At 38.5% G+C, this 21,930-nt stretch carries 20 protein-coding genes; 7 read left to right on the top strand and 13 right to left on the bottom strand.

Translation table 11 applies throughout. The annotated features are described in order from the left end of the window. Positions 1-2 precede the first annotated feature (2 nt). Positions 3-1,481, top strand: a complete 1,479-nt coding sequence (locus tag TOL2_RS03220) for a hypothetical protein (protein ID WP_014956114.1) — start codon at positions 3-5, stop codon at positions 1,479-1,481. A 17-nt stretch (positions 1,482-1,498) separates the two neighbouring features. After that, positions 1,499-2,254: a tetratricopeptide repeat protein gene (locus TOL2_RS03215; RefSeq protein ID WP_014956113.1), complete on the top strand. Its 756-nt coding sequence runs from the start codon at positions 1,499-1,501 to the stop codon at positions 2,252-2,254. Here the strand turns inward: TOL2_RS03215 and TOL2_RS03210 are convergent. From TOL2_RS03210 to pilM, 5 genes are read right to left on the bottom strand one after another with little or no spacing between them, the layout of a single operon-like run. After that, entirely contained in the window at positions 2,251-4,581 is a 2,331-nt protein-coding gene (locus tag TOL2_RS03210) for a type IV pilus secretin PilQ (RefSeq protein WP_014956112.1), read from the bottom strand. The genes TOL2_RS03215 and TOL2_RS03210 overlap by 4 nt on opposite strands. Before the next feature lies 1 nt (position 4,582). Further along, positions 4,583-5,275, bottom strand: a complete 693-nt coding sequence (locus TOL2_RS03205) for a pilus assembly protein PilP (RefSeq protein ID WP_014956111.1) — start codon at positions 5,273-5,275, stop codon at positions 4,583-4,585. Positions 5,276-5,297: 22 nt separating this feature from the next. After that, positions 5,298-5,942 (bottom strand): type IV pilus inner membrane component PilO, encoded by a 645-nt coding sequence (locus TOL2_RS03200; RefSeq protein ID WP_014956110.1) that lies wholly within the window; start codon positions 5,940-5,942, stop codon positions 5,298-5,300. Continuing rightward, positions 5,939-6,526, bottom strand: coding sequence for a PilN domain-containing protein (locus tag TOL2_RS03195; RefSeq protein ID WP_014956109.1), 588 nt, complete (start codon positions 6,524-6,526; stop codon positions 5,939-5,941). The genes TOL2_RS03200 and TOL2_RS03195 overlap by 4 nt, the downstream gene beginning before the upstream one ends. After that, positions 6,523-7,581 (bottom strand): type IV pilus assembly protein PilM, encoded by a 1,059-nt coding sequence (gene pilM, locus TOL2_RS03190; protein ID WP_014956108.1) that lies wholly within the window; start codon positions 7,579-7,581, stop codon positions 6,523-6,525. The genes TOL2_RS03195 and pilM overlap by 4 nt, the downstream gene beginning before the upstream one ends. A 275-nt stretch (positions 7,582-7,856) precedes the next feature. Here pilM and TOL2_RS03185 point away from each other — a divergent pair, with 275 nt between their 5' ends. Both TOL2_RS03185 and TOL2_RS03180 read left to right on the top strand, forming a co-directional pair. Continuing rightward, positions 7,857-9,191, top strand: coding sequence for a sensor histidine kinase (locus TOL2_RS03185; protein ID WP_232508045.1), 1,335 nt, complete (start codon positions 7,857-7,859; stop codon positions 9,189-9,191). Between the two features lie 12 nt (positions 9,192-9,203). Continuing rightward, the gene (locus TOL2_RS03180; protein ID WP_014956106.1) at positions 9,204-10,574 is read left to right on the top strand and encodes a sigma-54-dependent transcriptional regulator; all 1,371 of its coding nucleotides are present in this window, start codon (positions 9,204-9,206) and stop codon (positions 10,572-10,574) included. A gap of 23 nt (positions 10,575-10,597) precedes the next feature. On the opposite strand, the gene TOL2_RS03175 is transcribed toward TOL2_RS03180, so the two are convergent. The 4 genes from TOL2_RS03175 to TOL2_RS03160 are packed head-to-tail and all read right to left on the bottom strand — an operon-like array spanning position 10,598 to position 14,959. Next, positions 10,598-11,287, bottom strand: a complete 690-nt coding sequence (locus TOL2_RS03175; RefSeq protein ID WP_014956105.1) for a tetratricopeptide repeat protein — start codon at positions 11,285-11,287, stop codon at positions 10,598-10,600. Between the two features lie 41 nt (positions 11,288-11,328). After that, on the bottom strand, positions 11,329-11,787 hold the full coding sequence (locus tag TOL2_RS03170) for an SH3 domain-containing protein (RefSeq protein WP_014956104.1): 459 nt from the start codon (positions 11,785-11,787) through the stop codon (positions 11,329-11,331). Positions 11,788-11,811: 24 nt separating this feature from the next. Then, a complete protein-coding gene (gene feoB, locus TOL2_RS03165) occupies positions 11,812-13,983 on the bottom strand; it encodes a ferrous iron transport protein B (RefSeq protein WP_014956103.1) in 2,172 nt (723 codons plus the stop codon). Between the two features lies 1 nt (position 13,984). Then, complete coding sequence (locus tag TOL2_RS03160; protein WP_014956102.1) at positions 13,985-14,959, bottom strand: FeoA domain-containing protein; 975 nt, start codon at positions 14,957-14,959, stop codon at positions 13,985-13,987. Between the two features lie 149 nt (positions 14,960-15,108). On the opposite strand from TOL2_RS03160, the gene TOL2_RS03155 reads away from it, so the two are divergent. Together TOL2_RS03155 and TOL2_RS03150 are read left to right on the top strand one after the other, a co-directional pair. Beyond that, positions 15,109-16,134 carry a tRNA dihydrouridine synthase gene (locus TOL2_RS03155; protein ID WP_041279780.1) on the top strand — a complete coding sequence of 342 codons (1,026 nt, stop codon included), beginning with the start codon at positions 15,109-15,111 and terminating at the stop codon, positions 16,132-16,134. 26 nt (positions 16,135-16,160) lie between these two features. Continuing rightward, the gene (locus tag TOL2_RS03150) at positions 16,161-16,499 is read left to right on the top strand and encodes a YkgJ family cysteine cluster protein (protein ID WP_232508044.1); all 339 of its coding nucleotides are present in this window, start codon (positions 16,161-16,163) and stop codon (positions 16,497-16,499) included. A gap of 9 nt (positions 16,500-16,508) precedes the next feature. On the opposite strand, the gene TOL2_RS03145 is transcribed toward TOL2_RS03150, so the two are convergent. Further along, positions 16,509-16,805 carry a hypothetical protein gene (locus TOL2_RS03145; RefSeq protein ID WP_041279222.1) on the bottom strand — a complete coding sequence of 99 codons (297 nt, stop codon included), beginning with the start codon at positions 16,803-16,805 and terminating at the stop codon, positions 16,509-16,511. Between the two features lie 322 nt (positions 16,806-17,127). Here TOL2_RS03145 and yedF point away from each other — a divergent pair, with 322 nt between their 5' ends. Continuing rightward, complete coding sequence (yedF, locus tag TOL2_RS03140; RefSeq protein WP_014956099.1) at positions 17,128-17,742, top strand: sulfurtransferase-like selenium metabolism protein YedF; 615 nt, start codon at positions 17,128-17,130, stop codon at positions 17,740-17,742. A 75-nt stretch (positions 17,743-17,817) separates the two neighbouring features. Here the strand turns inward: yedF and TOL2_RS03135 are convergent, their stop codons facing one another. The 3 genes from TOL2_RS03135 to TOL2_RS03125 are packed head-to-tail and all read right to left on the bottom strand — an operon-like array spanning position 17,818 to position 21,886. Then, a complete protein-coding gene (locus TOL2_RS03135) occupies positions 17,818-19,080 on the bottom strand; it encodes an SPOR domain-containing protein (protein ID WP_041279221.1) in 1,263 nt (420 codons plus the stop codon). Further along, a complete protein-coding gene (locus tag TOL2_RS03130) occupies positions 19,077-21,077 on the bottom strand; it encodes a penicillin-binding protein 1A (RefSeq protein WP_014956097.1) in 2,001 nt (666 codons plus the stop codon). Before TOL2_RS03130 ends, TOL2_RS03135 begins: the two co-directional genes overlap by 4 nt. Then, positions 21,074-21,886 carry a hypothetical protein gene (locus TOL2_RS03125; RefSeq protein WP_232508043.1) on the bottom strand — a complete coding sequence of 271 codons (813 nt, stop codon included), beginning with the start codon at positions 21,884-21,886 and terminating at the stop codon, positions 21,074-21,076. Before TOL2_RS03125 ends, TOL2_RS03130 begins: the two co-directional genes overlap by 4 nt. Positions 21,887-21,930: the final 44 nt, after the last annotated feature.

Here is a 21,930-nt window from a genome sequence, read left to right as displayed (position 1 = left end):
TTATGAAAAAACGGATCTGTTTTAAAATATTTTTTTTCACTGTTTTAGCCTTCTATGCCTATGGCTCGATCCCCTTTTTATCTATTGCTGAAGCAAAGGGGATCAAGACGTCTTATAAACGTTATTCAATTTTTAAATATAAAAATGAAGACGTCTTGTGTGAACCTTATATTGTGAAAAAAAACGATTGGTTATATAAAATTTTCAGACAAAAAGGGGAAATATCGGAAAAAGATTTCCCCTTTTTTCTTATTATCTTTAAAGAGATCAATCCACAAATCAGCAACATTGATGCGATTGAACCGGGCAGTCATATACGTATTCCTTTGAAAAAGGTAAAAAAAGGCGACTATGATCAGAGTACACCCGGCAATATTGATGTGCCGGTCATTGAATTTTCAACTTTACCAAAATACCCTGATCTTTCACCATTTTTAATGGAACATACGATAAAAAAAGGGGAAATCATTTCAAATCTGGTGGATAAAGAATTTTTGAAAAAAGGCGGTATTATATCGGAAGAAGGGCTAAAAGCATTTCAATTGGCAAACCCCGGCATAAAAGATATCAACATTGTATATGAAGGTGATGATATTTTTCTGCCTGATCCTTCAATAATATCACAATCCTGGTTCCGGTCTTTGTTATCCGAAAAAACAATGCAACAAGAACCCGTAAAAAAGAAGCAACCGGCAAAACATGTTAAACTGGAAGCCTGCGAACTCACACAATTAAAAAGATATTGTTCGCTCATTGATGGAACCCTTTTAAACCGAGGCAAACTGTATTTTCCCGGTGAAAACGACTCCAACCCGTTTATTGATTTAGCTTCCACCCCAATTATTGAAACCCAGAATGGGTCTAAAACACTCATTATATCAGATAAAAATGCTAATGATGAGCTGTTAAAAAGTGTAAAAACCTATTGGAAAAATTTAAAAATTAAATCAATATCGGAAACAATTGATACGCTTGACACACTAAAAAATAATCGTAAAACAATTCAACCCAAAAATATAGCCGCTGAATATCAAACAATTATTAAAACCCTTATGGATCAAGCAGGTCATGAGTATATCCCAAACGAAAAAATACCGTTTACACTCCATAATATTCACCTTGAAGCTTCCTTCGGCAGAGTCGTAAAAAAAGACGCCTCCGATCTTTTGATCAACTTTGGAACGGTCTATGGTGCGGCCCTGGAGGTCCTGGAAAAAAAAGAATTTAAAATCATTTCCATAACACCGAAATTGACCATGCTCGAACTGATTGGAAATCTGTTTTCCCATCTTGGATATTCAACATGGAAGAATCCTTCTTTTTTTACAGGGGAATCAGTTGAAAGCCTTAATGGCCTGTATGCAGATAAAAAGCAGGACAAATTGTTTATTCCTGTTAAACCCTTAAGCCATAACGCTATATCTTACCTGAAAAAAGAAGATATAAAAATCCTATCTCCAAAAAACACAGACCTATTCTGATAAAAGGAAACCTACGTATGAAAAACCTATGCTACCTTTTTTTTGCCTTTTTTTTTATGATATCATGTGCATCTAACAACTTGCATTCGGAAAACAAAAGAAAAATCGCTGCTGCAACGCAAAGAGTTGGTGAAGAATACTATAATGCCGGCAAGTATACGGCTGCCTTAAAAAATCTTCTCGAAGCCCAAAAAACAATACCCAATGATCCCTATCTTCATAACAGCCTGGGACTTGTATATCTGGCCAAGCAACGATATGATCTTGCGGAAAATGAGTTTAAAAAGGCATTAGACCTTAAGGCGGATTATAGTCAGGCAGAAAACAATCTTGGCGCAGCATATCTAAAACAGGAAAAATGGAATCTTGCCATCAAATGCTTTGAATCGGTTTGTGAAAACCTTTTGTATGCAACGCCTGAAATTCCCTTATCAAATCTTGGCTGGGCGTATTTTCATCAGAAAATGTTTAAAAAAGCCAAGCAATACTTTATTCAATCCATGGAAATCAGACCTGATTTTCTAATTGCAGTCCACGGGATTGCATCCGTTTATAATGAAACAGGCTATCCCAGTAAGGCAATTGAGTTTCTTAACCGCGCACTGGAAAAGAACCAGGGAGCTGCCATTCTTCACTCTGATCTGGCAAAAGCTTATGAAGCATTAAAAGAATTTGATAAAGCTCAAAAAGCCTGGGAAAATGTCCTTAAATCAGTACCTGAAACATCCTCACTTGCAAAGGAAGCACAAAAACATCTTTTTGAGATGAATTAATTTATTGTTGTTGTTAAATTGTTTCTTTTTTGTTCCAGCTGTACAATTGAAGGTGTTATAAATATTAAGAGTTCGTTTCTATTGTCGGTATTTGTATCTGTTCTGAACAGTCTTCCCAAAACAGGAATTTCGGAAAGAATGGGGGCTCCTGTTCTGCCTTTATTATCAGATGTTTTTACGATTCCACCAATAACGATGGTATCATTATCGTTCACTAACAACTCAGTTTGAGCCTCATTGGTTGTAACGGATGGAACCGAATTAATAATATCGCCAATATCATTTTTTGTTAAATGGACAACCATTGAAATTCTTTTATCCTGTGTTACATGGGGAGTAACTTCCAACTGCAAATTAACTGTTTTAAAGCTAACAGACGACCCACCTGTATCATCCCTTTCAAGGTATCCATATTCAAGGCCCTGAGTGATTTTTGCGCTTTTATTGTCCAGTGTAAGTATCCTGGGAGAAGACACGATTTTAAGATCCCCCTTTGTTTCAGATGCAGCTATTTGTGCATTCATGCTTAAAAAATTAGATCCCAGAATTCTATAAAAATTAAAATTACCGACTCCCCCAGACCCGGAAGGATTATTCAAGGCAATGTTGAAGTCCTCATCATATCCTGTATGGGGAGTTTGACTCTCGGAAAAACTAAAACCAATCCCAAGTGCCCGTGAAAAATTTTTTGTCACCTCCACAATCTTTGCTTCAATCATAATTTGAGGAGTGACTTTATCCAGCCTGAAAATAATTTCCCGGGCCTGATCCACTTTTGCCTGAGTATCAGTGAAAATTATCATATTGGTTCGTTTATCCACACTGATCTTACCTCTGTCTTTTGTTAAAATTTGATCTATATGAGGTTTGATATCAGCTTCTGCATCTGAATAATTTATAGGCATATATTCTGTGACTAAAGGTTCTAAACTTTTTTTCTGTTCCAAAGATTTTTTTCTGGCAGCAATGGCATCCTGTTCTAATTGTTCATCCTTTTTAAGGGTATCCAAGGTCGCAATGCGAATAACATTCCCTTCTTTTTTCTGGCCCAGGTTATTCATTTTTAACACAAGGTCCAGCACCTGATCCCAGGGAAGAGGATCTTCAAGGCTTAAGGTTACCTTTCCTTCAACATTTTGATCAATGGCAAAATTGAGTCCCCCAATACTTTTAAGTATCCTGAAGACATTCTTGATATCTGTTTCATAAAAATCCAGCTTGATTTTTTCGCCAGTATATTTTTTTGGAGATCCAAAAATTTCTTCTTCAATGGTTTTCTTTTTATCTGGTATTGCTGCTGTTTTTCCCGGCAAATCAATATTTTTTTTCTGGCCCTCGAGAACTCGGAGTTGCTCACCGCTGTTTATTGTTTTCTTTGCTTTACTGAACACAGGCGGTTCCATTGTAGAGGGTTCAAAAAACAATGAAATGATATTTTGATCCTGAACAATGCGATACGGCACCTGTTCTCTTATTTCTATTTCAATTTTAGAATTTTTCTTTTCTCCCGGAACCTGAACCGGCAGCAAACTTTTGACGGCAGATTTAAAATAGTGTGTTAAAATTGGCCGTTTATGATACTCTGGGATAATTGTATTATACAGATTCAAATATAATTTATCGTTACTGCCCCGAATAATGTCATATTTTACAGGAAAAGTTGTCTGGACAACGATATCGGATTTTCCGTTTTCCATTGTGTTAAACTCAATATCGGTCATTGTCGCAAGTTTACCGGGAATAATTATATTCTCTTTGGATACAACTCTTTCCTGAGAAGGGTTATCTGCAAGGGCAGGAACTGAATTTACTGTCCCTGTTAAAGCCTGCTGATTTGTCTCCATGCCTCTGAAAAGTGTTAGTTTCAGGACATTGTCATTTTCCATCACATCATAATCAAGTTCCTCTTTGAGCAAAATCTCAACTTTGGCCGTGGTCTTGTCTTCATCCGCATAATTTACGATCAAATCACCAATACTGTTGTTTTCAGGCACACTCGTGGTTAATCCATCAGCAATTTGAGTTTCCGGAAAATAAACGGCAATTCCAAAGGGAAAAGGTTGTTTTATAGAAGCATAACCTACTAATTTCTGATTTCCTTGAATCATGATCTCAATAACATTATCACGTAACGCGATACTTACAGCACTGATCTCTTTGCCACTGAAAACTGAAGCCGTTCTATCTAATATTTGCGGCTGTATCTGTTCAGCAGTTGTAACTGTTTCAATTTTTTGGGCACCACACCCGACAATAAGACATACAAGCCCCAAAAAGCCCAATAATTTTATGATATTGTTTATTCTCTTTATCTGAAAAAAAAACATTTTACTCCTCATTGTCATTTTTATGAAGTTTTATTTCCTGAACACGCTCTTTGGGTCTTCCCTTATAATCCCTGACAAGCTCTTTGATCACAATACTATTATTTTTAATTTCAGATACTCGCCCCTGGTTTTTTCCAATATAGGTGCCGATGGCAACCTCATACCCTTTGCCTGTAGCCTCCTCTACCATTGCAATCTGCCTGTCTTTCATGACAATGACGGCAACCAGACGAATTTGATTTAAGTCAATTTTCTCAAGGGGGGTCAGAATTCTTTTGGGTCTGTCATCAACAATAGGCATGTTTTCTTCCGGTTTATCCTGAATTAACGGTTTAAACGGATCTGTTTTGCCTTTAAAATCATAATGCCGCTCTTTTTCCATATCCGAGTTTATCTCTGATACCTTATGATTTTTCTCTGCCAATGATTCGTCTTTAGGAATTGGTTCTGTTTTAGTTGTTGGGTTGGCTTTGGGAATTGGTTCGGTTTTGGATGTTAATCCGGCTTTGAGGTTTAATTTGTTTTTTTTATGATCTTTTTCAAGTTTATTTTGAACAATGGGTTGACTTATTTTTCCTGAGACGACATCAGGTGTTAGTTTAGCTTTTACAGGTGGCGGATCATCACATGCAAAAAGCAAAAAGATAAGACCGCATAATATTAATAAAATAATTTTTGAATCAACCCTTATCATGAATTCTTTTTATTTATCCCTATTACTTTCTTTTTTTCCGTTGATTTTTTTTTGAGGACTTTATATTTTCAACAAACATATAGGTAACAGCCTTGCAACTCATTTCCAATATATTACCGCCCTTTTTACCTTTAACATCAACATCATTTATATTTACAATCCTGTTCAGCCTTGTAATTTGAAAGAAAAAATCCGTAATCTGATGATATCTGCCTTCCACCTTGATGGAAACGGGAATTTCTTTATAAAACTCCTTATTTATCTCATTATTCGGTTTAAACAAGTGAAAAGCCAGACCGGCATCGCTCCCTGCTTTGGAGATGCCCGTCAGCAAAGCGGGTATTTCTCTTTTATCAGGAAGTGCTTTCATTGCCTCGTTAAACTTTTCCTGGGTTGCGGCCATCATTTTTTCATATTTTAAAATCTCAGCAGCCCTTTTTTTATAAGTTGAAAGTTTATTTAATTGAGTTTCATAATTTTGTTGAACTTTTTTTAATTCTTCATGCTTGGGCATAAAAACAAAATAATAGTATGCTCCACCAATAACAGCAAATGTAATAAGACAAACAAGCAACCGCTGTACTTTTGTGAGCGCCCCTATTTTTTCAAAGACAAGGCTTAATCTTTCTTTTATTTCATTGATTTTGTTTTTTTCACTGTTCTTCATTTTCTGCCTTGCTTTAAAGCCTCTTTTTCAACTGGTTTGGGCTTTGCTTTTACACACAATAATTCAAATGATTTTAACATCACATCATTTTTAAACTTTCTCATTTGAGCTGTTTTCAAATCAACTTTACTGAAAAGAATTGATTTTTCAAGTTTTTCCATGAAATCTGCAATTGTAGGGTTGTCAAATGCAACTCCTTTGATCGTAACATTATCGTTACTTGTTTTAAAACTTTCAAGCCACATTCGTTCGGGAACAATAAGATCTGTCATACCATCAAACAATAGCAATTGTTTTTCCCGCTGTTTTTTCAATAAAGAGACAATTTCAAGCTTATCTTCAAGCACTTTCAGGTCTTTCTTTATTTTGGCAACCCGATCTGCCTTTTCTTTATATTTTGAAATTTGAGAGTTTACCTGGTTTGTTTTTTCTTTTACCGTTAAAATTTGTTTGTTTACGGTAATCGTATACCATACAAGGGCTACAACAGTGAGTAAAATCAACAATAAGAAAACAGATATCTGTCTTCTGATATTCTCTTTTTTCCTGGCAATTCTAAATGGTAAAAGATTAATTCTGATCATTTATCATCTACTCTTCTTAATGCAAGCCCTATGGCTATCGGTGCCAGGGGAGCTGCCTTGGCTATAAAAGAATCTGGAAATTTTTTTTCATTTACAATCAACCCTTCAAACGGATTAATGATTGATACATCAGCCTCAAGTTCAGACAAAAGACAATCTTGAAATCCTTCGACAAAGACACCGCCCCCGCTGAGCACTATCTTTTCAACTTTCTCATCATTGGCCCCGGATTGATATGTATTCACCACTTCACATATTTCAGAACACCATGACTGCGCAATACTCAAACTAATTTCTTGAATCATGCCCAGGTTAACAAAGTCATTTCCACCTCCATTAACTGCCTGTTCAGCCTCATCAACAGTTATATCCAATTGACTTGCAATCTCCTCTAAAATCTGGTTTGTTCCAGATACTGTATCCCTCATCATTAAAGATGAATTTGATTTCAATATGTTTAAAGACGTTTTTGAAGCCCCGATATCAATCAGCATAGTTGTTTTCTCACGACTTTCATAGGGAAGTATTTCATAAGTATTTTGAAGAGCAAAGGTATCAACGTCAATTATTTTAGGATTAAGTCCGGCCAAGTGAATCAAATCGATATATTCAGCCACCAGATCTTTTTTAACTGCAACCAGCAGCACATTCATCTGCTCGGGCGAAATCTCACTTTCTCCCAGAATTTGATAATCAATATTAACATCATCAATATCATAGGGAATATATTGTTCCGCTTCGGAATATATTGTGTCATGAAGCTCTTTGTCAGGCCTGGTAAACGTATTGATTGTTTTTATAACAACAGAATGTCCTCCTGTTGAAATTGCAACATTTTTTTCATGGATTTTCTGAGATTTAAAAAGCGCCCGGATATCATTGGCAAGACTTTCCATATCAATAATTCTGCCTTCAGAAATGACACCCGGATTGATTCGAGTCATACCAAATTTATTTAAGATGCGTTCTTTCCCGGTTACCTTAAGTTCAGCAACTTTAATGGAAGAAGAACCGATATCCAGACCTACAAGATGATCTTTTTTTCCAAATATCATACACTTTCACAATAATTAAGGTAAAACCAATGTACTCACGATAGTGCAAACAATCTTTTTTTATATTGATATATAGCAACAACATCCCTATACTGTCATGCGAAATTGCTGTAAAACCAAGCACTATCATATTTTTTGCTCAATTAATAGCAAAAAACAAAAAGAGTTGTCAAACTTAAAAAGAATAAAACATAATGTTACAAAAAACCAACAAAAAACAAAATATCAAACCCTTCAGATTAGTTAAATTTTTCACATTTTCCTCCCTTGTGATAATGTTCACTGCAACAATTGTCATCTCAGCTTTAAATGTACACTGGGTAAGAAATATTCTCCTGGAGAAAAGTGAAGAATACGCCTCCCTTCTTGTTGAAAACCTTAACCATCAAATCATTTCAAGATTTATGCTCCCTGCATTAATACAATACGGGGAAATCAGATTAAGAGAAAAAAAACAATTTCTTCTGATGGACAGGGTCGTCCGCTCAACCCTGCATAGCTTTAATGTAGAAATGGTAACTATTTATGATGAAAAAAACATCATCTCCTATAGCTTTGATCAAAACAAAATAGGGCAGGAAAACGCAGGAGGTGTCCATTATGAAAAAGCAATGAAAAAACAAGCCACATCAAGACTTTTACAGCAGGGAAGCTTTATTGAGCTGCTGTTCTGGTTTCCCAGGGAAACAAAGATCATCACCTTTGCACCCTTAAGGGCTGAAAAACAGCTATCCCCCGCCCTTGCCGGACCAGTGTTAGGGGTGGTTGAAATTGTCAGAGATGTCTCCGATGATTACAAACAAATTGTTAAGCTTCAAGGACTTATTGTCGGATCCTGTTTTATTGTCATGGGAATTCTTTTTATAGTCCTTTTATCCGTTGTCAAACAAGGAGAAAAAATCATAGAAAAAAGAGCGGATGAAAGGCGTAAACTGGAAGAGAAACTGCATCAGGCAGAACACTTGTCAGCCATTGGTGAAATGACAGCCGGGGTATCTCATGAGATCAGAAATCCTTTGGGAATTATCAAAAGCAGTGCGCAATTATTAAAAAAAAAGATGGACAAACTGGACGCCAAAAGTCAAATACCGGATATTATTGTTGAAGAGTCTGCCAGGCTTGATAATATTATTACCGATTTCCTCGATTTTGCCAGACCAAAAATCCCGGATATCCATCCTTGCAGGGTCGAAGAGCTTATAGAAAAAAACATTGCCTATCTTAACCCCCAGATAGAAGAGCATGATGTTCAAATTATCAAAGATATACCGGATGATCTGCCTGAAATACTTGCCGACAGTACCATGCTGTACCAGGCGTTTTTAAATATTTTGATCAATGCCTTCCAGTCCCTTAAAAACAATGGATGTATTACAATACGGATAAAACATGATTATACCAACATCTGTATTAATTTTATCGATAATGGAGAAGGAATCAATGAACAGATCCTAAAAAAAATATGGACCCCCTTTTTTACAACAAAAGATACCGGAACAGGATTGGGCCTTGGTATTGTAAAAAATATGATTGAAGCTCACAATGGAACAATTACAATTGTGAATATGGAACCAAAGGGAGCAAATGTGGAAGTTACACTTCCGGTTTAGGAGACAGATCAAATGGAAAACATCCTGATTGTTGATGATGAAAAAAATTATCCCATGATAATAGGAGAGCTTCTTCAAGAAGAAGGCTATACATCCCTAACCGCTTCCAGTGGAATGGAAGCATTGGATATATTGAACAATGAACTTATAGACCTGGTTTTGACAGATGTAAAAATGCCCGGGATGAGCGGCATCCAATTACTGGAAAAAATAAAACAAATCAAACCGGACATCCCCGTCATCATTATGACGGCTCACGGCAGCGTTGAAAAAGCCGTGGAAGCCATGCATAAAGGAGCATACACCTTTATTCTCAAACCGTTTGAGAACCAGGCCCTCATTGCCCACATTGCCAAAGCCATGTCAATTTATAAAATTGTTCAGGAGAACAGTGTTCTCCGGGAAGCCATCACCTCACGGTACAGCTTTGATAATATTATCGGGAAAAGCAAACCCATGCAGGAAATTTATGAAATTATCAAAAAAGTGGCTCCGTCAAATGCCAGCATTCTGATTGAAGGTGAAAGCGGAACCGGAAAAGAACTGGTGGCAAAATCGATCCATTATAATAGCCATAGACATAGCAACCCCCTGATTGCAGTGAACTGCTCAGCATTTGCTGAAACACTTTTGGAAAGTGAATTATTCGGTCATGAAAAAGGGGCATTCACAGGGGCAGGCGCGCTGAAAAAAGGACGCTTTGAAATGGCAGACAAAGGAAGCCTGTTCCTTGATGAAATCGGAGAGCTTCCCATTTCCCTCCAGGTAAAGCTATTAAGGGTTCTCCAGGAAAAAACAGTGGAAAGGGTCGGCGGGACCGCATCCATACCTGTTGATTTCCGCCTGATTGCGGCCACCAACAAAAACCTTGAAGATGAAGTAAAAAAAGGCAATTTCAGAGAAGATCTCTTTTACAGGCTCAATGTTGTCAAGACGGTTATCCCACCACTTCGAGACAGATCCGAGGATATTCCGTTGCTGATCAAACATTTTATTGATAAATATACCCATGAGCAGCACTTTAACGGAAAAGTATCCGGGATCAGCCCGGAAGCCATAAAAATGCTGTACGAGTATCATTGGCAAGGCAACGTAAGAGAACTTGAAAATACGATAGAACGCGCCGTCATTCTCTGTAGCAGCAACATCATAACCCCGTCCGACCTGCCACCCCAGGTCAGACAAATCAAACCTTTTACACTCGATCTGGATGGGATTCCAGAGGGTGTCGGCCTTGTGGAGACACTGGCCGCAGTAGAGAAAAGGATGATACAAAGAGCAATGAAACTTTCAGGTAACGTGCAGACAAAAGCAGCAAAACTCCTGGGAATAGGAAAAAGCGGGTTGAACCAGAAACTTAAAAAATTCAACCTGGATAAATGATTTAACTCACAAAAAAGTTTATATCACTTCATTTCATCAATTTTACTCTGAGCAACCGGCTTGTACATGGAATTTTCATATTCCGTTACAATTTTTTCATACATTTTCTTGCTCTCGGCCACGTTATTATCGGTTTCATACAACATTGCCAGTGTATATCTTGCTTCATCCTTGAGAAGATCGGTTTTTCCTTTTTCGATTTGAAAAAAATATTTCTCAGCTTCGTCAAACTTTTTTTGCGCAAGGCAAACATGCCCCAAAGATGCCAAAAGCAAATTTTCCATAAGCGCTTGATCATCAAATATCTCAAGGGATTCTTTATAATATTGATAACTTTGATCAAATTTTAAAGCATCATAACATATTTTGGCAAATTTAACCTTGGCCTGCCTGCCCGCAACAGTATTGGTATAATCGGTAAAAATAAGTTGAAAATCATCTTTAACTTGCTCATACCCTTTATCCGGATCCTTGGCGTGTGCATATTTTTTTAATGCCTTATTAACAAGTATGGCAGCACTGTTTTCAGCTTTTTGAAAACTATACATAACCCCTGAAAAAACCATTGCCAACAAAACAACAGCACTTGCTATCAGAATCAATTGCTTTTTATATTCTTTTGCACAGGCCATTGTTTTCAAAAGATTTTCCTGAAAAGGGTCTAATTTTTCAAGCTCTTTTTTACGTTCGTTTGATACTTTCTGATCTGCCATTCTTCCACCCGGCCCTAAAAATATATGTTAATAATTAAAACTTACCACACCAGTGTTTTATAAATCCAGCCGACATCCCCGTCTGCATGCTCAATTTTGATCCAATTTCCCTTTTTCCCAAGAACCTTGAACGGCACGCCTTTTTCTGTTGTAAACAAAATAGTGCTGCCTTTAACCGGTTTAGATCGGACATTGCATTTATTTTTTATCGTAATCACACTTGGAGTGCTGCCTAAAAGAGATTTATGAAGCCAGGCCACATCATTTTCAAAATCCTTAATTTTATACCAGTCGCCTTTTTTTTCAATAATGATTACGGGATGATATTGCTCTACCTGCCACAACTCATCATATTTTGTACCGGGCTCCGGTCGCATATTGGCTATACCTACCTTAACAGAAAGCCGTTCTTGTGCAAAGAGTGAGCCTGACAAAACCAATAAACCGGCCAAAACACCTGTAATAATTTTAGTAATAATGTTAATTTTCAAATGCTTCATAAAAGCCTCCGTATTTTTTTTCTCCTAACCAAAACCTAAAATCATTCCCGTCTGGTATACCAAAAAAGACATGCCCCATGCAACCATAGTTGTGTATATCACATTAAAACCGGCCCATTTTGCTGAAGTTTCCTTGTAAATCGTAATAATCGTTGCAAAACAGGGTACATACAGCAAAACAAACACCATCATTGAGAGAGCGGACAAGGCAGTCATACCGGAATTTTTAAGCGCTTTTTTCAGTGCATCCCCCTCATCATTGCCAACACCATATAACACACCCATTGTACTGACAACAACCTCTTTGGCAACAAACCCAGTCACAAGTGCCACACTGGACTGCCAGCCTATTCCAAGAGGTTTAAAAAAAGACTCTAAAACTTTTCCAATCCTGCCGATATAGGATTTGGATACCCGTTCCTGCTCTTTTTTATTATTTATCTGTTTTAATTTCAGCGTTAATTGCCGGTTTAACTGTTCTGCCTCCTGAACGTCCACCAAAGCAATTTTCTGGGAATACTCAAATTTTATGGTATTGATCTGTTCATCATAATCCACGGAATAAAAAATTGTTTTGGGAAAACTTGAAAGCGCCCATATAATAATTGAACCAATCAAAATAACCCCGCCCATTTTTTTAAGAAACATTTTGCTTCTTTCCCACATATGGATCAAAAGGCTTTTGAGCATCGGCATTCTATACGGCGGCAGCTCCATGATAAATGGGGCTTCTTCTCCTTTAAACAAAACAGCTCTTAAAATTCTGCCGGATAAAATTGCAATGACAATACCGGTAAAATAAAGAGTGAAAATAATTGTCCCCGCTTTTTCAGCAAAAAAAGTGCCGGCCAATACAATATACACAGGAAGCCTTGCCGAACAAGACATGAAAGGAGTCATAAGGATGGTTAAAATCCGGTCCTTATAACTCTCCAGGGTTCGCGTAGCCATAATCGCCGGCACACTGCAGCCAAATCCCATCAACATGGGTATAAAAGATTTTCCATGAAGCCCGGAGGTATGCATAACCCTGTCCATCAAAAAAGCAGCCCTTGCCATATATCCGGTATCCTCAAACAGGGCAATACAAAAAAATAAAATAAGAATATTGGGCAAAAAAATCACAACACTGCCGATCCCTGCGATAACACCGTCCAACAAAAGATCCTTGAACATGGAGGGCGGCAAAATATTATCCAGACTGTCAGACAAAATAGAAACCGACATATCAAGCCATTCCATGGGATATGCACCAAGGGAGAAAGTCAGTTGAAACATGGCCCAGATAAAAAAGATAAACACAGGGATTCCAAAAAATCTATCCGTTAGTACAAGGTCAATATTGCGTGACATATCAATGCGCTTAATGGCAAGATTGCTAACTGTTTCTTTTACAATCCCGGCAATAACCCCATACCGGTCATCGGTCAATACAATTTCAAAATCATCTTCAAACAAATCGAAAATTCTTTTGCGGCAATTTTCTGCAACATGAAAAATTTTCTCTGCTTCCTGTGATGACAATTCTCTGAGTTTACCTTTAACGATCTTATCATCTTCAAGAATCTTGATTGCCGTCCATCTGAGTACATCGTCAAGGTTTAATTTGCTTTGGATAAGTTGATCCTCAACATTGGAAATGCAGGACTCAATATCCTTTCCATAACGGATATCCCGGCTTTTTTTCCCTTCATCAAACCGGGTGATCTCCTCAATGGCAGCATCAACAAGTTTATCAATCCCCCTGTTTTTATTTCCAATGGTAAAGACCACTGGCAGGCCAAGCAGCAGGGATAATTTTTTTTCATCAATTTTAATCCCTTTTGCTTCTGCCACATCAGCCATATTCAGAACAAACATGGCAGGTCGTCCAAGCTCCAGAATTTGAATGGCCAGAAAAAGGCTTCTTTCAAGATTGGAGGCATCTATAATCGCCACAACAATATCAGGATTTTCATTTAAAATAAAATCTCTGGCTGTGATCTCTTCAATTGAAAATGGCGTCAGGCTATAAGTCCCCGGCAGATCAACCACCCTCAAGTCATATTTTTTATGGCGCAGCTTTCCTTCTTTTTTTTCCACGGTTACACCCGGCCAGTTTCCCACTTTCTGCCGCGCACCTGTGAGGTTGTTAAATATGGTTGTTTTGCCGCAATTAGGGTTCCCCGCAAGGGCAATGGTCAATTTCTCAGTCATGTTACCTTTTTCTGAATTTTACGTTTTCCACAAGTATATTTGCGGCCTCCTCAACCCGAAGAGATATATGATATCCTTTGACAACAAGTTCAATGGGATCTTTTAGAGGTGCGTATTTTTCAACATATATTGTTGCCCCCCTGTTGATACCCATTTCAAGCAGTCTCCGTCTTAAAACGCTTTCTCCTGAAACCTTTCTTATAATGCCTTCCTGGCCTGTTTTCAATTGGCTGAGCATAAGGGGAGATTCAAAGATATTTTTGTCTTCTTGATCTTCATCAGGGTCAAGCGATTTTTTTGGATCAAAGGATTGAACCCTTATTTTTTCAGCCATACCCTTGCCTAAAACCAACCTGTTATCGCCTGTGGCAATAACTACCTGGCCACCAAACCCGCTGGAAACAACTTCGATCAAATCCCCTATTTTAAGCCCCATTGAAGAAATTCTAAGCTGCATGTTTTTACCTGCTTCAAATTCCTTTACAATAAGTTTTTCCCCTTGTCTGGCCTTATGAAGCTGAACCAGTTCATTGCGATCTTCCATACACTTTGAACAAATGCCGTATATTTCCATTTTATGCTGAAGCATGTGGAACCCATACGCATCCGCAACCTTTAGCTGCTGTTTTTCTATGGCCTCATCTTTGAATTCCAGTATGCTGCCGCATTTTGTACATACCATATGGTCATGATGCAATCCAATGTGCCTGTGTTCATATTGGGTTTCTTTGTCATCAAACTCTACTTTGCATGCAAATCCGAACCGGCACAAAAGCTCCATACTGTTGAATATAAAGCCTTCATCTAGTTTGATCCCATCCGATTTAAGCGCAAGTTGAATATCTTTTATTGTGACATGGTGTTCAAGCTTTAAAAAAGCCTCCAAAACCTGAAATTTGAGGTTGAACTGGTCAACACCCTGTTGTTGAAACAATCTTTTAAACTGCTTTTTTTCTTGCTCATGTGTATCAATCATTGCTTTTGTCCCTTAAAATAACGTTCTAAGATATTATAGCTGCCGGTGTATGTCAAGCAAATGGAACGAAATGGAATACCCCATTGACAAGACCATATATTCTCAGGTACTTATGCCCATTTCAAACAAACACTTTTATCAAACAAACAATGAAGAATCTCAAACTTTCCAAATATCTTTTAAAAGATTTAAGCATAAAAGATCAAACTATTCATAATCGTATGGTACTATCGCCCCTGGCAGGTCTTGGTCATATAGCCTTAAGACAGCTTATCTCTGAATTTGGCGGATTTGGCCTGCTGTTTACAGGAATGTGCAGCGCAAAGGCAGTCCCTCATGAAAATCCCAATACCTCCCTTGTGTTTAAATGGAGGCAAGAGGAACTGCCCTGGCTTGTCTGCCAGATCTTTGGATCAGACCCTGAAAATATGGCTCGGGCTGCAAAACGAATTGAAAAAGAAGGCTTTTTCGGAGTGGATCTTAATTTCGGATGCTCTGTGGCGGCTATCTGCAAAAAAGGATGCGGGGCTGAGCTGTTAAAAAATCCTGATCTTTCATCAAATATTGTGAAAGCGGTAAGTGATGCAGTCTCGATTCCGGTCTTTGTTAAATTCAGGATCGGATGGGAAAATAATCCTCAAGCTGCCGTTGATATGGCAGGACGATTTGAAGATGCCGGGGCAAATGCACTGACCTTCCATCCAAGGATTGCACCGGACAGAAGAAACCGGCCGCCCCAATGGGAGGTGATTAAACTTGTCCGGCAAGCCGTCTCCATCCCCGTTTTTGGTAATGGGAACCTTTTTCAGGCAGAAGACGGGATAAAAATGATTGACCAGACATCCTGCCATGGACTGTCCGTAGGGAGAATGGCAGTTGCAAGGCCATGGCTGTTTGCCCAGTGGACAAAAGGATTTTCCCCGGGAAATGATATTTTTTTTACCGCTGCCATGAGAATGACCCGGATTCTTTCAGATCATTATGAGGATCATTTTAGCGTTAAGCTCTTTAAAAAGTTTTCTCCCTATTTTTGTGCTAATTTCAAATTCGGGCATAGCATTTTAAAAAAACTGATGCGCGCTCAAACCATGGATGATATCAGAAACAACCTTGATTCAATATTTGAATCCACACCAGAAACCCTTTCAAGACCAAACCTTAATTTGTTCTTGTAGTATCAAAACTTAAAATGAATAAAAAAATGAAACAGCCTGATCTTTCAAAGTTCAAATGCCTGGGATGCGGTGCATGCTGCAGACAACCCGGATATGTCAAACTCAAAAAAAACGAAACGGACATCATTGCAGCTTTCTTGAACATGGATGTTTATCAATTCATTGCAACCTTTACAATCCTTACCAAAGACAGGCACAACCTCTCTTTGATAGAAAAAGAAAATGGCGAGTGTGTGTTTTTAACGCTGAAGGGTTGCAGGATCAATGATGTAAAGCCGGAACAATGCCGTGATTTTCCGCTCAAATGGAAATTCACGGCATTTGAAAAAATTTGCGCCTGGGCAAAAAAAGAATTAAAAAAATAAAATCTAACTTTACAGACCCAGTATTGCCAAACCTTCTTCAAGTTCAAAATACGGTTTAAGATCATATTTATATCCGGGCACACCAAAATAGATGGCCAGACTTTCACCAATGACTTTTAAGCCTTCTGCAAGCCTGTCGTTGCTCAGCTCATAAAAGGTTATGGAATTCATTCCACCGGTTTTACTGGCCGACACATAGGGCCCCTTTTTATTAAGAAACTCCGGCAAAACAGGTGCCTTCAGATATCGTTTTGCAATTTCCTTGGTACTTTCAGGGGGATAAGTAACATTAGAAATAATGACCATGTTTGTCTCCTTTTTTTAACAATTAGATTTACGTCAACATAAGGAAAAGTATGGTCATATAAGACCCTGGCTGTCAAATCTTTTCAATATTGTGTTTCAAAGAAAAGAAATTTTTCTGGACTAATAAAAACATAAGCCATTGGTTCACCAATTGTTATGAATGACCGATATTGTGATCAATTTCAAGTCTTTCAGACTCTTTATCAATATTTCCAATGACAATTAAAATTCATATCGAATATTACTATTTGACTAAGCCCTCAAGGGTTCATAATTTCAGTTTTAAAATAAATTAAAAAAAAGAGAATGATAAGGAAAAATAATGATAAAAAAGATTGATTGCAGACAACTTCAATGTCCGGCACCCGTACTTAATACAAAAAAATTTCTTGAGCAGGAACCAGCAACTGAAATTGATGTTATTGTAGACAATGACGCTGCCGTGGAAAATGTAAGCAGGTTCTTAAGTTTCCATGGGTTTGAAGTATCAGTGGATACTGACGGTATCAACTCAACCATATCCGGGCGAAGAGATCCTGAAACCGCCACGATACTGGAAACAAATCTTGATCATACTAAAACAACCCAAAATTCAGACACTCAAAAAATTTTGGTTATTATCTCCTCACAGCAAATCGGGAAAGGGGATGATGAACTGGGTCAAAAACTGATGATCAATTTTGTCAAAACCCTCAAAGAGATGGGCAATGATCTCTGGCGTCTGATTCTTTTAAACGGCGGTGTAAAATTTTCCACCAAAGATTCCAAAATTTTTGAAGATCTCGCCGGTCTTGATGCTTCCGGCGTGAGCATTCTTGTTTGCGGGGCCTGCCTGACCCACTTTGGATTAATGGATGCAAAAGTCATCGGTGAAACAACCAATATGCTGGATGTTGTAACATCAATGCAGTTAGCCGACAAAGTCATAAATATTTAATTAATTATGAGTTTCACCCACGTCAACACAATTTATTTCCCAACTTTTTCCGGTGGAAATTATGTATTGCAAAAATCATGTATTGTTGACAAAAAAATCATCTATGATATTTTGTTGCTTGAGTTTTTGGCCGTAAGCTTTTGCACTCTTTTTATCGACAAACTCGGAAATCCTAACCACAAACCATGTTTTTCCACCGCCTACAACCTTTTTGACCATTGCTTTAACACCTTTTTTCTTTAATCTCTCCACATACTTATCAGCATATTGCTGTTTTAAATAAGCTGACACTTGAATCGTAAAAGGCTTGGGTATACTGATTTCAATTTTAACTGTTTGCTTTTCCTTTGTTCCGGACTTGAGCAGATGAGAAAAGGTACTGACCATGAACACCACAAACCAGACCGATAGAATCGAAAGCAAACCTGCCTTTAAATAAAATCGGGTATTTTCACACTCTTTGAGATAGGCATACCCTTTGCCTGTGGACAAAACAAAAAAACTTATGACAGATCCAAACCCAGCACCAAACCATTTCAGAAAACAAACACACTCTGATATAATTGATTTTAAGAGTGTACCAGTCCCAATCGTCTTTTTTTGAGTCTTATCATCTGAAAAAGACCAACTGGTCTGTTCAAAGGATTCATCGACTTTTTCAATGATATCAGCGATTTTCTTTGAATAGCGACTTTCAAAAACCGGCTCTTTTTGTACCTGGTTATAAAGTTTTTTTGCTGTAAAATCCTTTCTTTCCAATCCAAGAAAAATATCTGTCAGCAAAGCGGATAAGATTGTATCAGTATAATATTTTTCAGCAAGAACAGAAATCACCTCCTGCTCAAAAGATGTAACACAAGCAGATTGCCTAATTTGTTTAAGCCAAAGCTCTGCAACATCAACATCATCCGGATTCATTTTCAAATAAACCGCTGCAACCGGTTTAAAATTTGGATTTTCAACAGCAGTGTTTAATTGAAATTTTGCAATTGCTGCAGATATTTTCCGAGTTGTGTTTCTTGAAAAAAACGGCCGAAAAAGAAAGGTATCAAACATCCTTAAAGCCTTTGTATAATTTATTTCAGCTTTATTAAAAAGTCCTGATATTTCCCAGACCCGGCCTTCCTTGATCAGGTGATTGATAATTTTTTTAGCTGTCATATCCATTAAAAAACCAATAATCACCATACAGCAAGCAAGGGTCACAAACCCTGTGATTACATGGTTGATACCGGGAAAAAATTTTGAAAGCTCCGGCAACATATAAAAACACAAAGGTATGCAAAACAGTGTGGTGATCCACATATGAATACTGATATGTCTTAATATACGGGTCATTTTTCTTCTTTTATACACAAAAATTGTTCCGGCTTTAAAGGAACCGTTAAAACTTCAGCTATTGAATTTTCCTCTTCAGGAGGACAACCTGTTGTAGTATCTACTGTTTCAAATCGGATATCATCTGGAATGGAAAATTTTCTTTCAGGATCGGATTTCAGTGCATTGATCATAAACTCAGCCCAGATGGGTGCCGCACCCTTGCCGCCGGTAATCCCATTTTTATTGATGTCTGTTAATCTCTTTTTCCTGTCAAAACCGATCCAGACAGATGCACACAGGGTTGGTGTAAAACCTGTAAACCAGGCATCATTGTAATTGTCAGTAGTGCCTGTTTTTCCCGCAGCTTCACGGTGAAAACCCAGTTGACGAACAGACCGGGCTGACCCCCTTTCAATGACCGATTTCATCATATCCACAACCTGATAAGCAATGGCCGGCTCAAGCACTCTTTTTTCCTGAACAATATGTTCAAAAATAACGCGGCCCAATGCATCTTCAACCCGCCGGAAAAAAAACGGTTCATGCCTGATCCCAAGGGTTGCAAAAACCGTATATGCCGAAGCCATCTCAAAAGGTGTAATGGTGGAAGTTCCCAGTGCTATGGAATAAACATTTTTTAACGGGCTTTGAATACCACATGCTTTGGCAGCACGGATAACCATGTCAGGCCCGATCTTTTCCACCAACTGAGCCGCAATGGTATTCACAGAGTTGGTTAAGGCCTTTTTTAAAATCATATCACCTGAAAAGGTTTTGGTAAAATTCTTTGGTTTCCAGTCGGCAGCCCCTTTTACCGGTATGATGACAGGCTTGTCAGTCATGATAATCGCCGGATGCCACCCCAATTGCTTGAATGCCGCATAATACACAAAGGGTTTAAATCCGCTTCCCGGCTGACGTCTGGCTTTAACGGCCCGGTTGAATTCACTCTTATAATAATTTTTGCCGCCCACCATGGCTTTTACAGCACCGGACCCTGTATCGATTGCCACAAGTGCCCCCTGGGGATGAACCCTGTTCTCCGCTTTGATCCCCATCATTGTGTCCAGCCGTTCAAGGCCTTTTTTAATGGATTGGCTGGCATATGATTGCAGTCTTTTATCCATGGTGGCAAATACTTTAAGCCCACCATGATACACAACATCTTCACCATAAGTTGAAATCAATTCATTGATCAGGGCATCAACAAAATAACTGCCGATTCTTGAGTCTGATTCTTTATGGTACAATTCGGGTCTTGCCGACATGGCCTGCCGGGCTTCAAGATCGGATATCAAGCCTGTTTGAACCATTCTTTTCAAAACAATATCACGCCTTGCCAGAGCCCGGTCATAGTGCCGGTATGGATTATAATTAGTTGGAGATTTGGGCAGTCCCGCAAGAAGTGCAGCCTCTGGAAGGCTTAAATCAAGTGCTGATTTTCCAAAAAACACCCTGGCTGCCTTTTCAACCCCCTGGGCCCCGGCACCAAAGTGAATCTGGTTGATATAGGCATGTAAAATTTCCTGTTTTGTATTGGAGGCCTCAATCTGCAATGCCACAAGCAGTTCTTTGAATTTGCGTGTATAAGTTTTTTCAAAACTGAAAAAAAGATTTTTAGCCAGCTGCTGGGTAATGGTCGAGGCACCCTGGACATTGCCGGATTGAAACAATGTAACATAAAGCCCTTTTAAGGTTCTTAACTTATTGACTCCGTGATGCTCAAAAAAGCGATGATCTTCTGTGGCGATAATGGCATTGATAAAATCACGGGACACCATGTTCAAAGGGATGGGGTTGCGCTCTCCAAGGGTTATCAGCACCTGTCCGTTTGAGTCAAACACCCGGGTTTGAGGAGTTTCAATAATCCTGCTCAGGGGCGACGGCAGTTTTGGAAGATCTTTTGCCACATAAAACACCAGGAACATCCCGGCAAGACACGCAAGCGAAACAAAGATCAACCCGGCAAACAGGCAGAACCGGATAAGCTTTGAAAACCTTAAAAAAAAAATCAATTTTCCTCTCTTTTAAGATTCAGGCTCAGTTGCCAGACTGCCCATTCACGGCCTTTTACAAAAACAACCTGGCTGTCTTGTGTTCCTTTAAATTCAAATCCAAGTTCAATATAACCGTTTTTGACTTCATTCCATATGCCTACCCGGGTAATCCTTCCATCCTGCTTTAGCAAGGCTTGCGGATTTTCCATCAAATCGGGAATAATATCAGCCGGTAATTTAAACAGAGCGTCAAAAAAATTTTCAGCGGAAAATATTCTCCCTGCAAATCCGTCTATCTGGTCAAGATTTCCTGAAACCGGTTTTTCACCGTTTTCAATATCAAGAATATCTTGTTTTTTAAGATCAATCTGTTTGATCACTCTGTTCTCGGAATCAATAAAATATATTTTGATTCCCCCCTTAATCCCTTCACAAAAAATTCTGTCAAGGGAGCTGCCGTTCAGCAGCCATAGCAGCCGGGCCGGTTCAATCAGTTTTAATGCTGTTGATTTTTCAAGGGTCAGATAAAGAGCTTTAAACCGCTGTTTTTCCAGTATAACCCACTCGCCCGGCAACAGTCTTGACGCAAGCCCGGAAAAAGAAGAGGCCTTGTGAACACTTTGCCGGGCATCTTCTTTTTGACTGATCATTTTATTGATGTATTTGCGGGCATTGGAAGTTTGTTTTCCTTTTTCCCAGACAGCCCCTGTTTCAGAACGAAACTCATTTGTTGAGATAAGATAAGAACCAACAAGGTTTTCAAACCAGTCAAATCTGAATTCAGAAAAGACAACCATTGCCGTAAGCATAAAAACAGCGATGTTCAAAAAACAAAAAGTCCGTCTCAGCCACTCAAAAAACCCTGCCGGTT

It is taken from the genome of Desulfobacula toluolica Tol2 (assembly GCF_000307105.1).
Taxonomy (GTDB): Bacteria; Desulfobacterota; Desulfobacteria; order Desulfobacterales; family Desulfobacteraceae; genus Desulfobacula; species Desulfobacula toluolica.
The sequence above is the reverse complement of the archived record's forward strand: the minus strand, read 5'-3'. Positions and strand labels throughout refer to the sequence as shown.

Coding starts and splice junctions, on each gene's coding strand:
- TOL2_RS03220 (WP_014956114.1), top strand. CDS start 3: ATGAAAAAACGGATCTGTTTTAAAATATTTTTTTTCACTGTTTTAGCC.
- TOL2_RS03215 (WP_014956113.1), top strand. CDS start 1,499: ATGAAAAACCTATGCTACCTTTTTTTTGCCTTTTTTTTTATGATATCA.
- TOL2_RS03210 (WP_014956112.1), bottom strand. CDS start 4,581: ATGTTTTTTTTTCAGATAAAGAGAATAAACAATATCATAAAATTATTG.
- TOL2_RS03205 (WP_014956111.1), bottom strand. CDS start 5,275: ATGATAAGGGTTGATTCAAAAATTATTTTATTAATATTATGCGGTCTT.
- TOL2_RS03200 (WP_014956110.1), bottom strand. CDS start 5,942: ATGAAGAACAGTGAAAAAAACAAAATCAATGAAATAAAAGAAAGATTA.
- TOL2_RS03195 (WP_014956109.1), bottom strand. CDS start 6,526: ATGATCAGAATTAATCTTTTACCATTTAGAATTGCCAGGAAAAAAGAG.
- pilM (WP_014956108.1), bottom strand. CDS start 7,581: ATGATATTTGGAAAAAAAGATCATCTTGTAGGTCTGGATATCGGTTCT.
- TOL2_RS03185 (WP_232508045.1), top strand. CDS start 7,857: ATGTTCACTGCAACAATTGTCATCTCAGCTTTAAATGTACACTGGGTA.
- TOL2_RS03180 (WP_014956106.1), top strand. CDS start 9,204: ATGGAAAACATCCTGATTGTTGATGATGAAAAAAATTATCCCATGATA.
- TOL2_RS03175 (WP_014956105.1), bottom strand. CDS start 11,287: ATGGCAGATCAGAAAGTATCAAACGAACGTAAAAAAGAGCTTGAAAAA.
- TOL2_RS03170 (WP_014956104.1), bottom strand. CDS start 11,787: ATGAAGCATTTGAAAATTAACATTATTACTAAAATTATTACAGGTGTT.
- feoB (WP_014956103.1), bottom strand. CDS start 13,983: ATGACTGAGAAATTGACCATTGCCCTTGCGGGGAACCCTAATTGCGGC.
- TOL2_RS03160 (WP_014956102.1), bottom strand. CDS start 14,959: ATGATTGATACACATGAGCAAGAAAAAAAGCAGTTTAAAAGATTGTTT.
- TOL2_RS03155 (WP_041279780.1), top strand. CDS start 15,109: ATGAAGAATCTCAAACTTTCCAAATATCTTTTAAAAGATTTAAGCATA.
- TOL2_RS03150 (WP_232508044.1), top strand. CDS start 16,161: ATGAAACAGCCTGATCTTTCAAAGTTCAAATGCCTGGGATGCGGTGCA.
- TOL2_RS03145 (WP_041279222.1), bottom strand. CDS start 16,805: ATGGTCATTATTTCTAATGTTACTTATCCCCCTGAAAGTACCAAGGAA.
- yedF (WP_014956099.1), top strand. CDS start 17,128: ATGATAAAAAAGATTGATTGCAGACAACTTCAATGTCCGGCACCCGTA.
- TOL2_RS03135 (WP_041279221.1), bottom strand. CDS start 19,080: ATGACCCGTATATTAAGACATATCAGTATTCATATGTGGATCACCACA.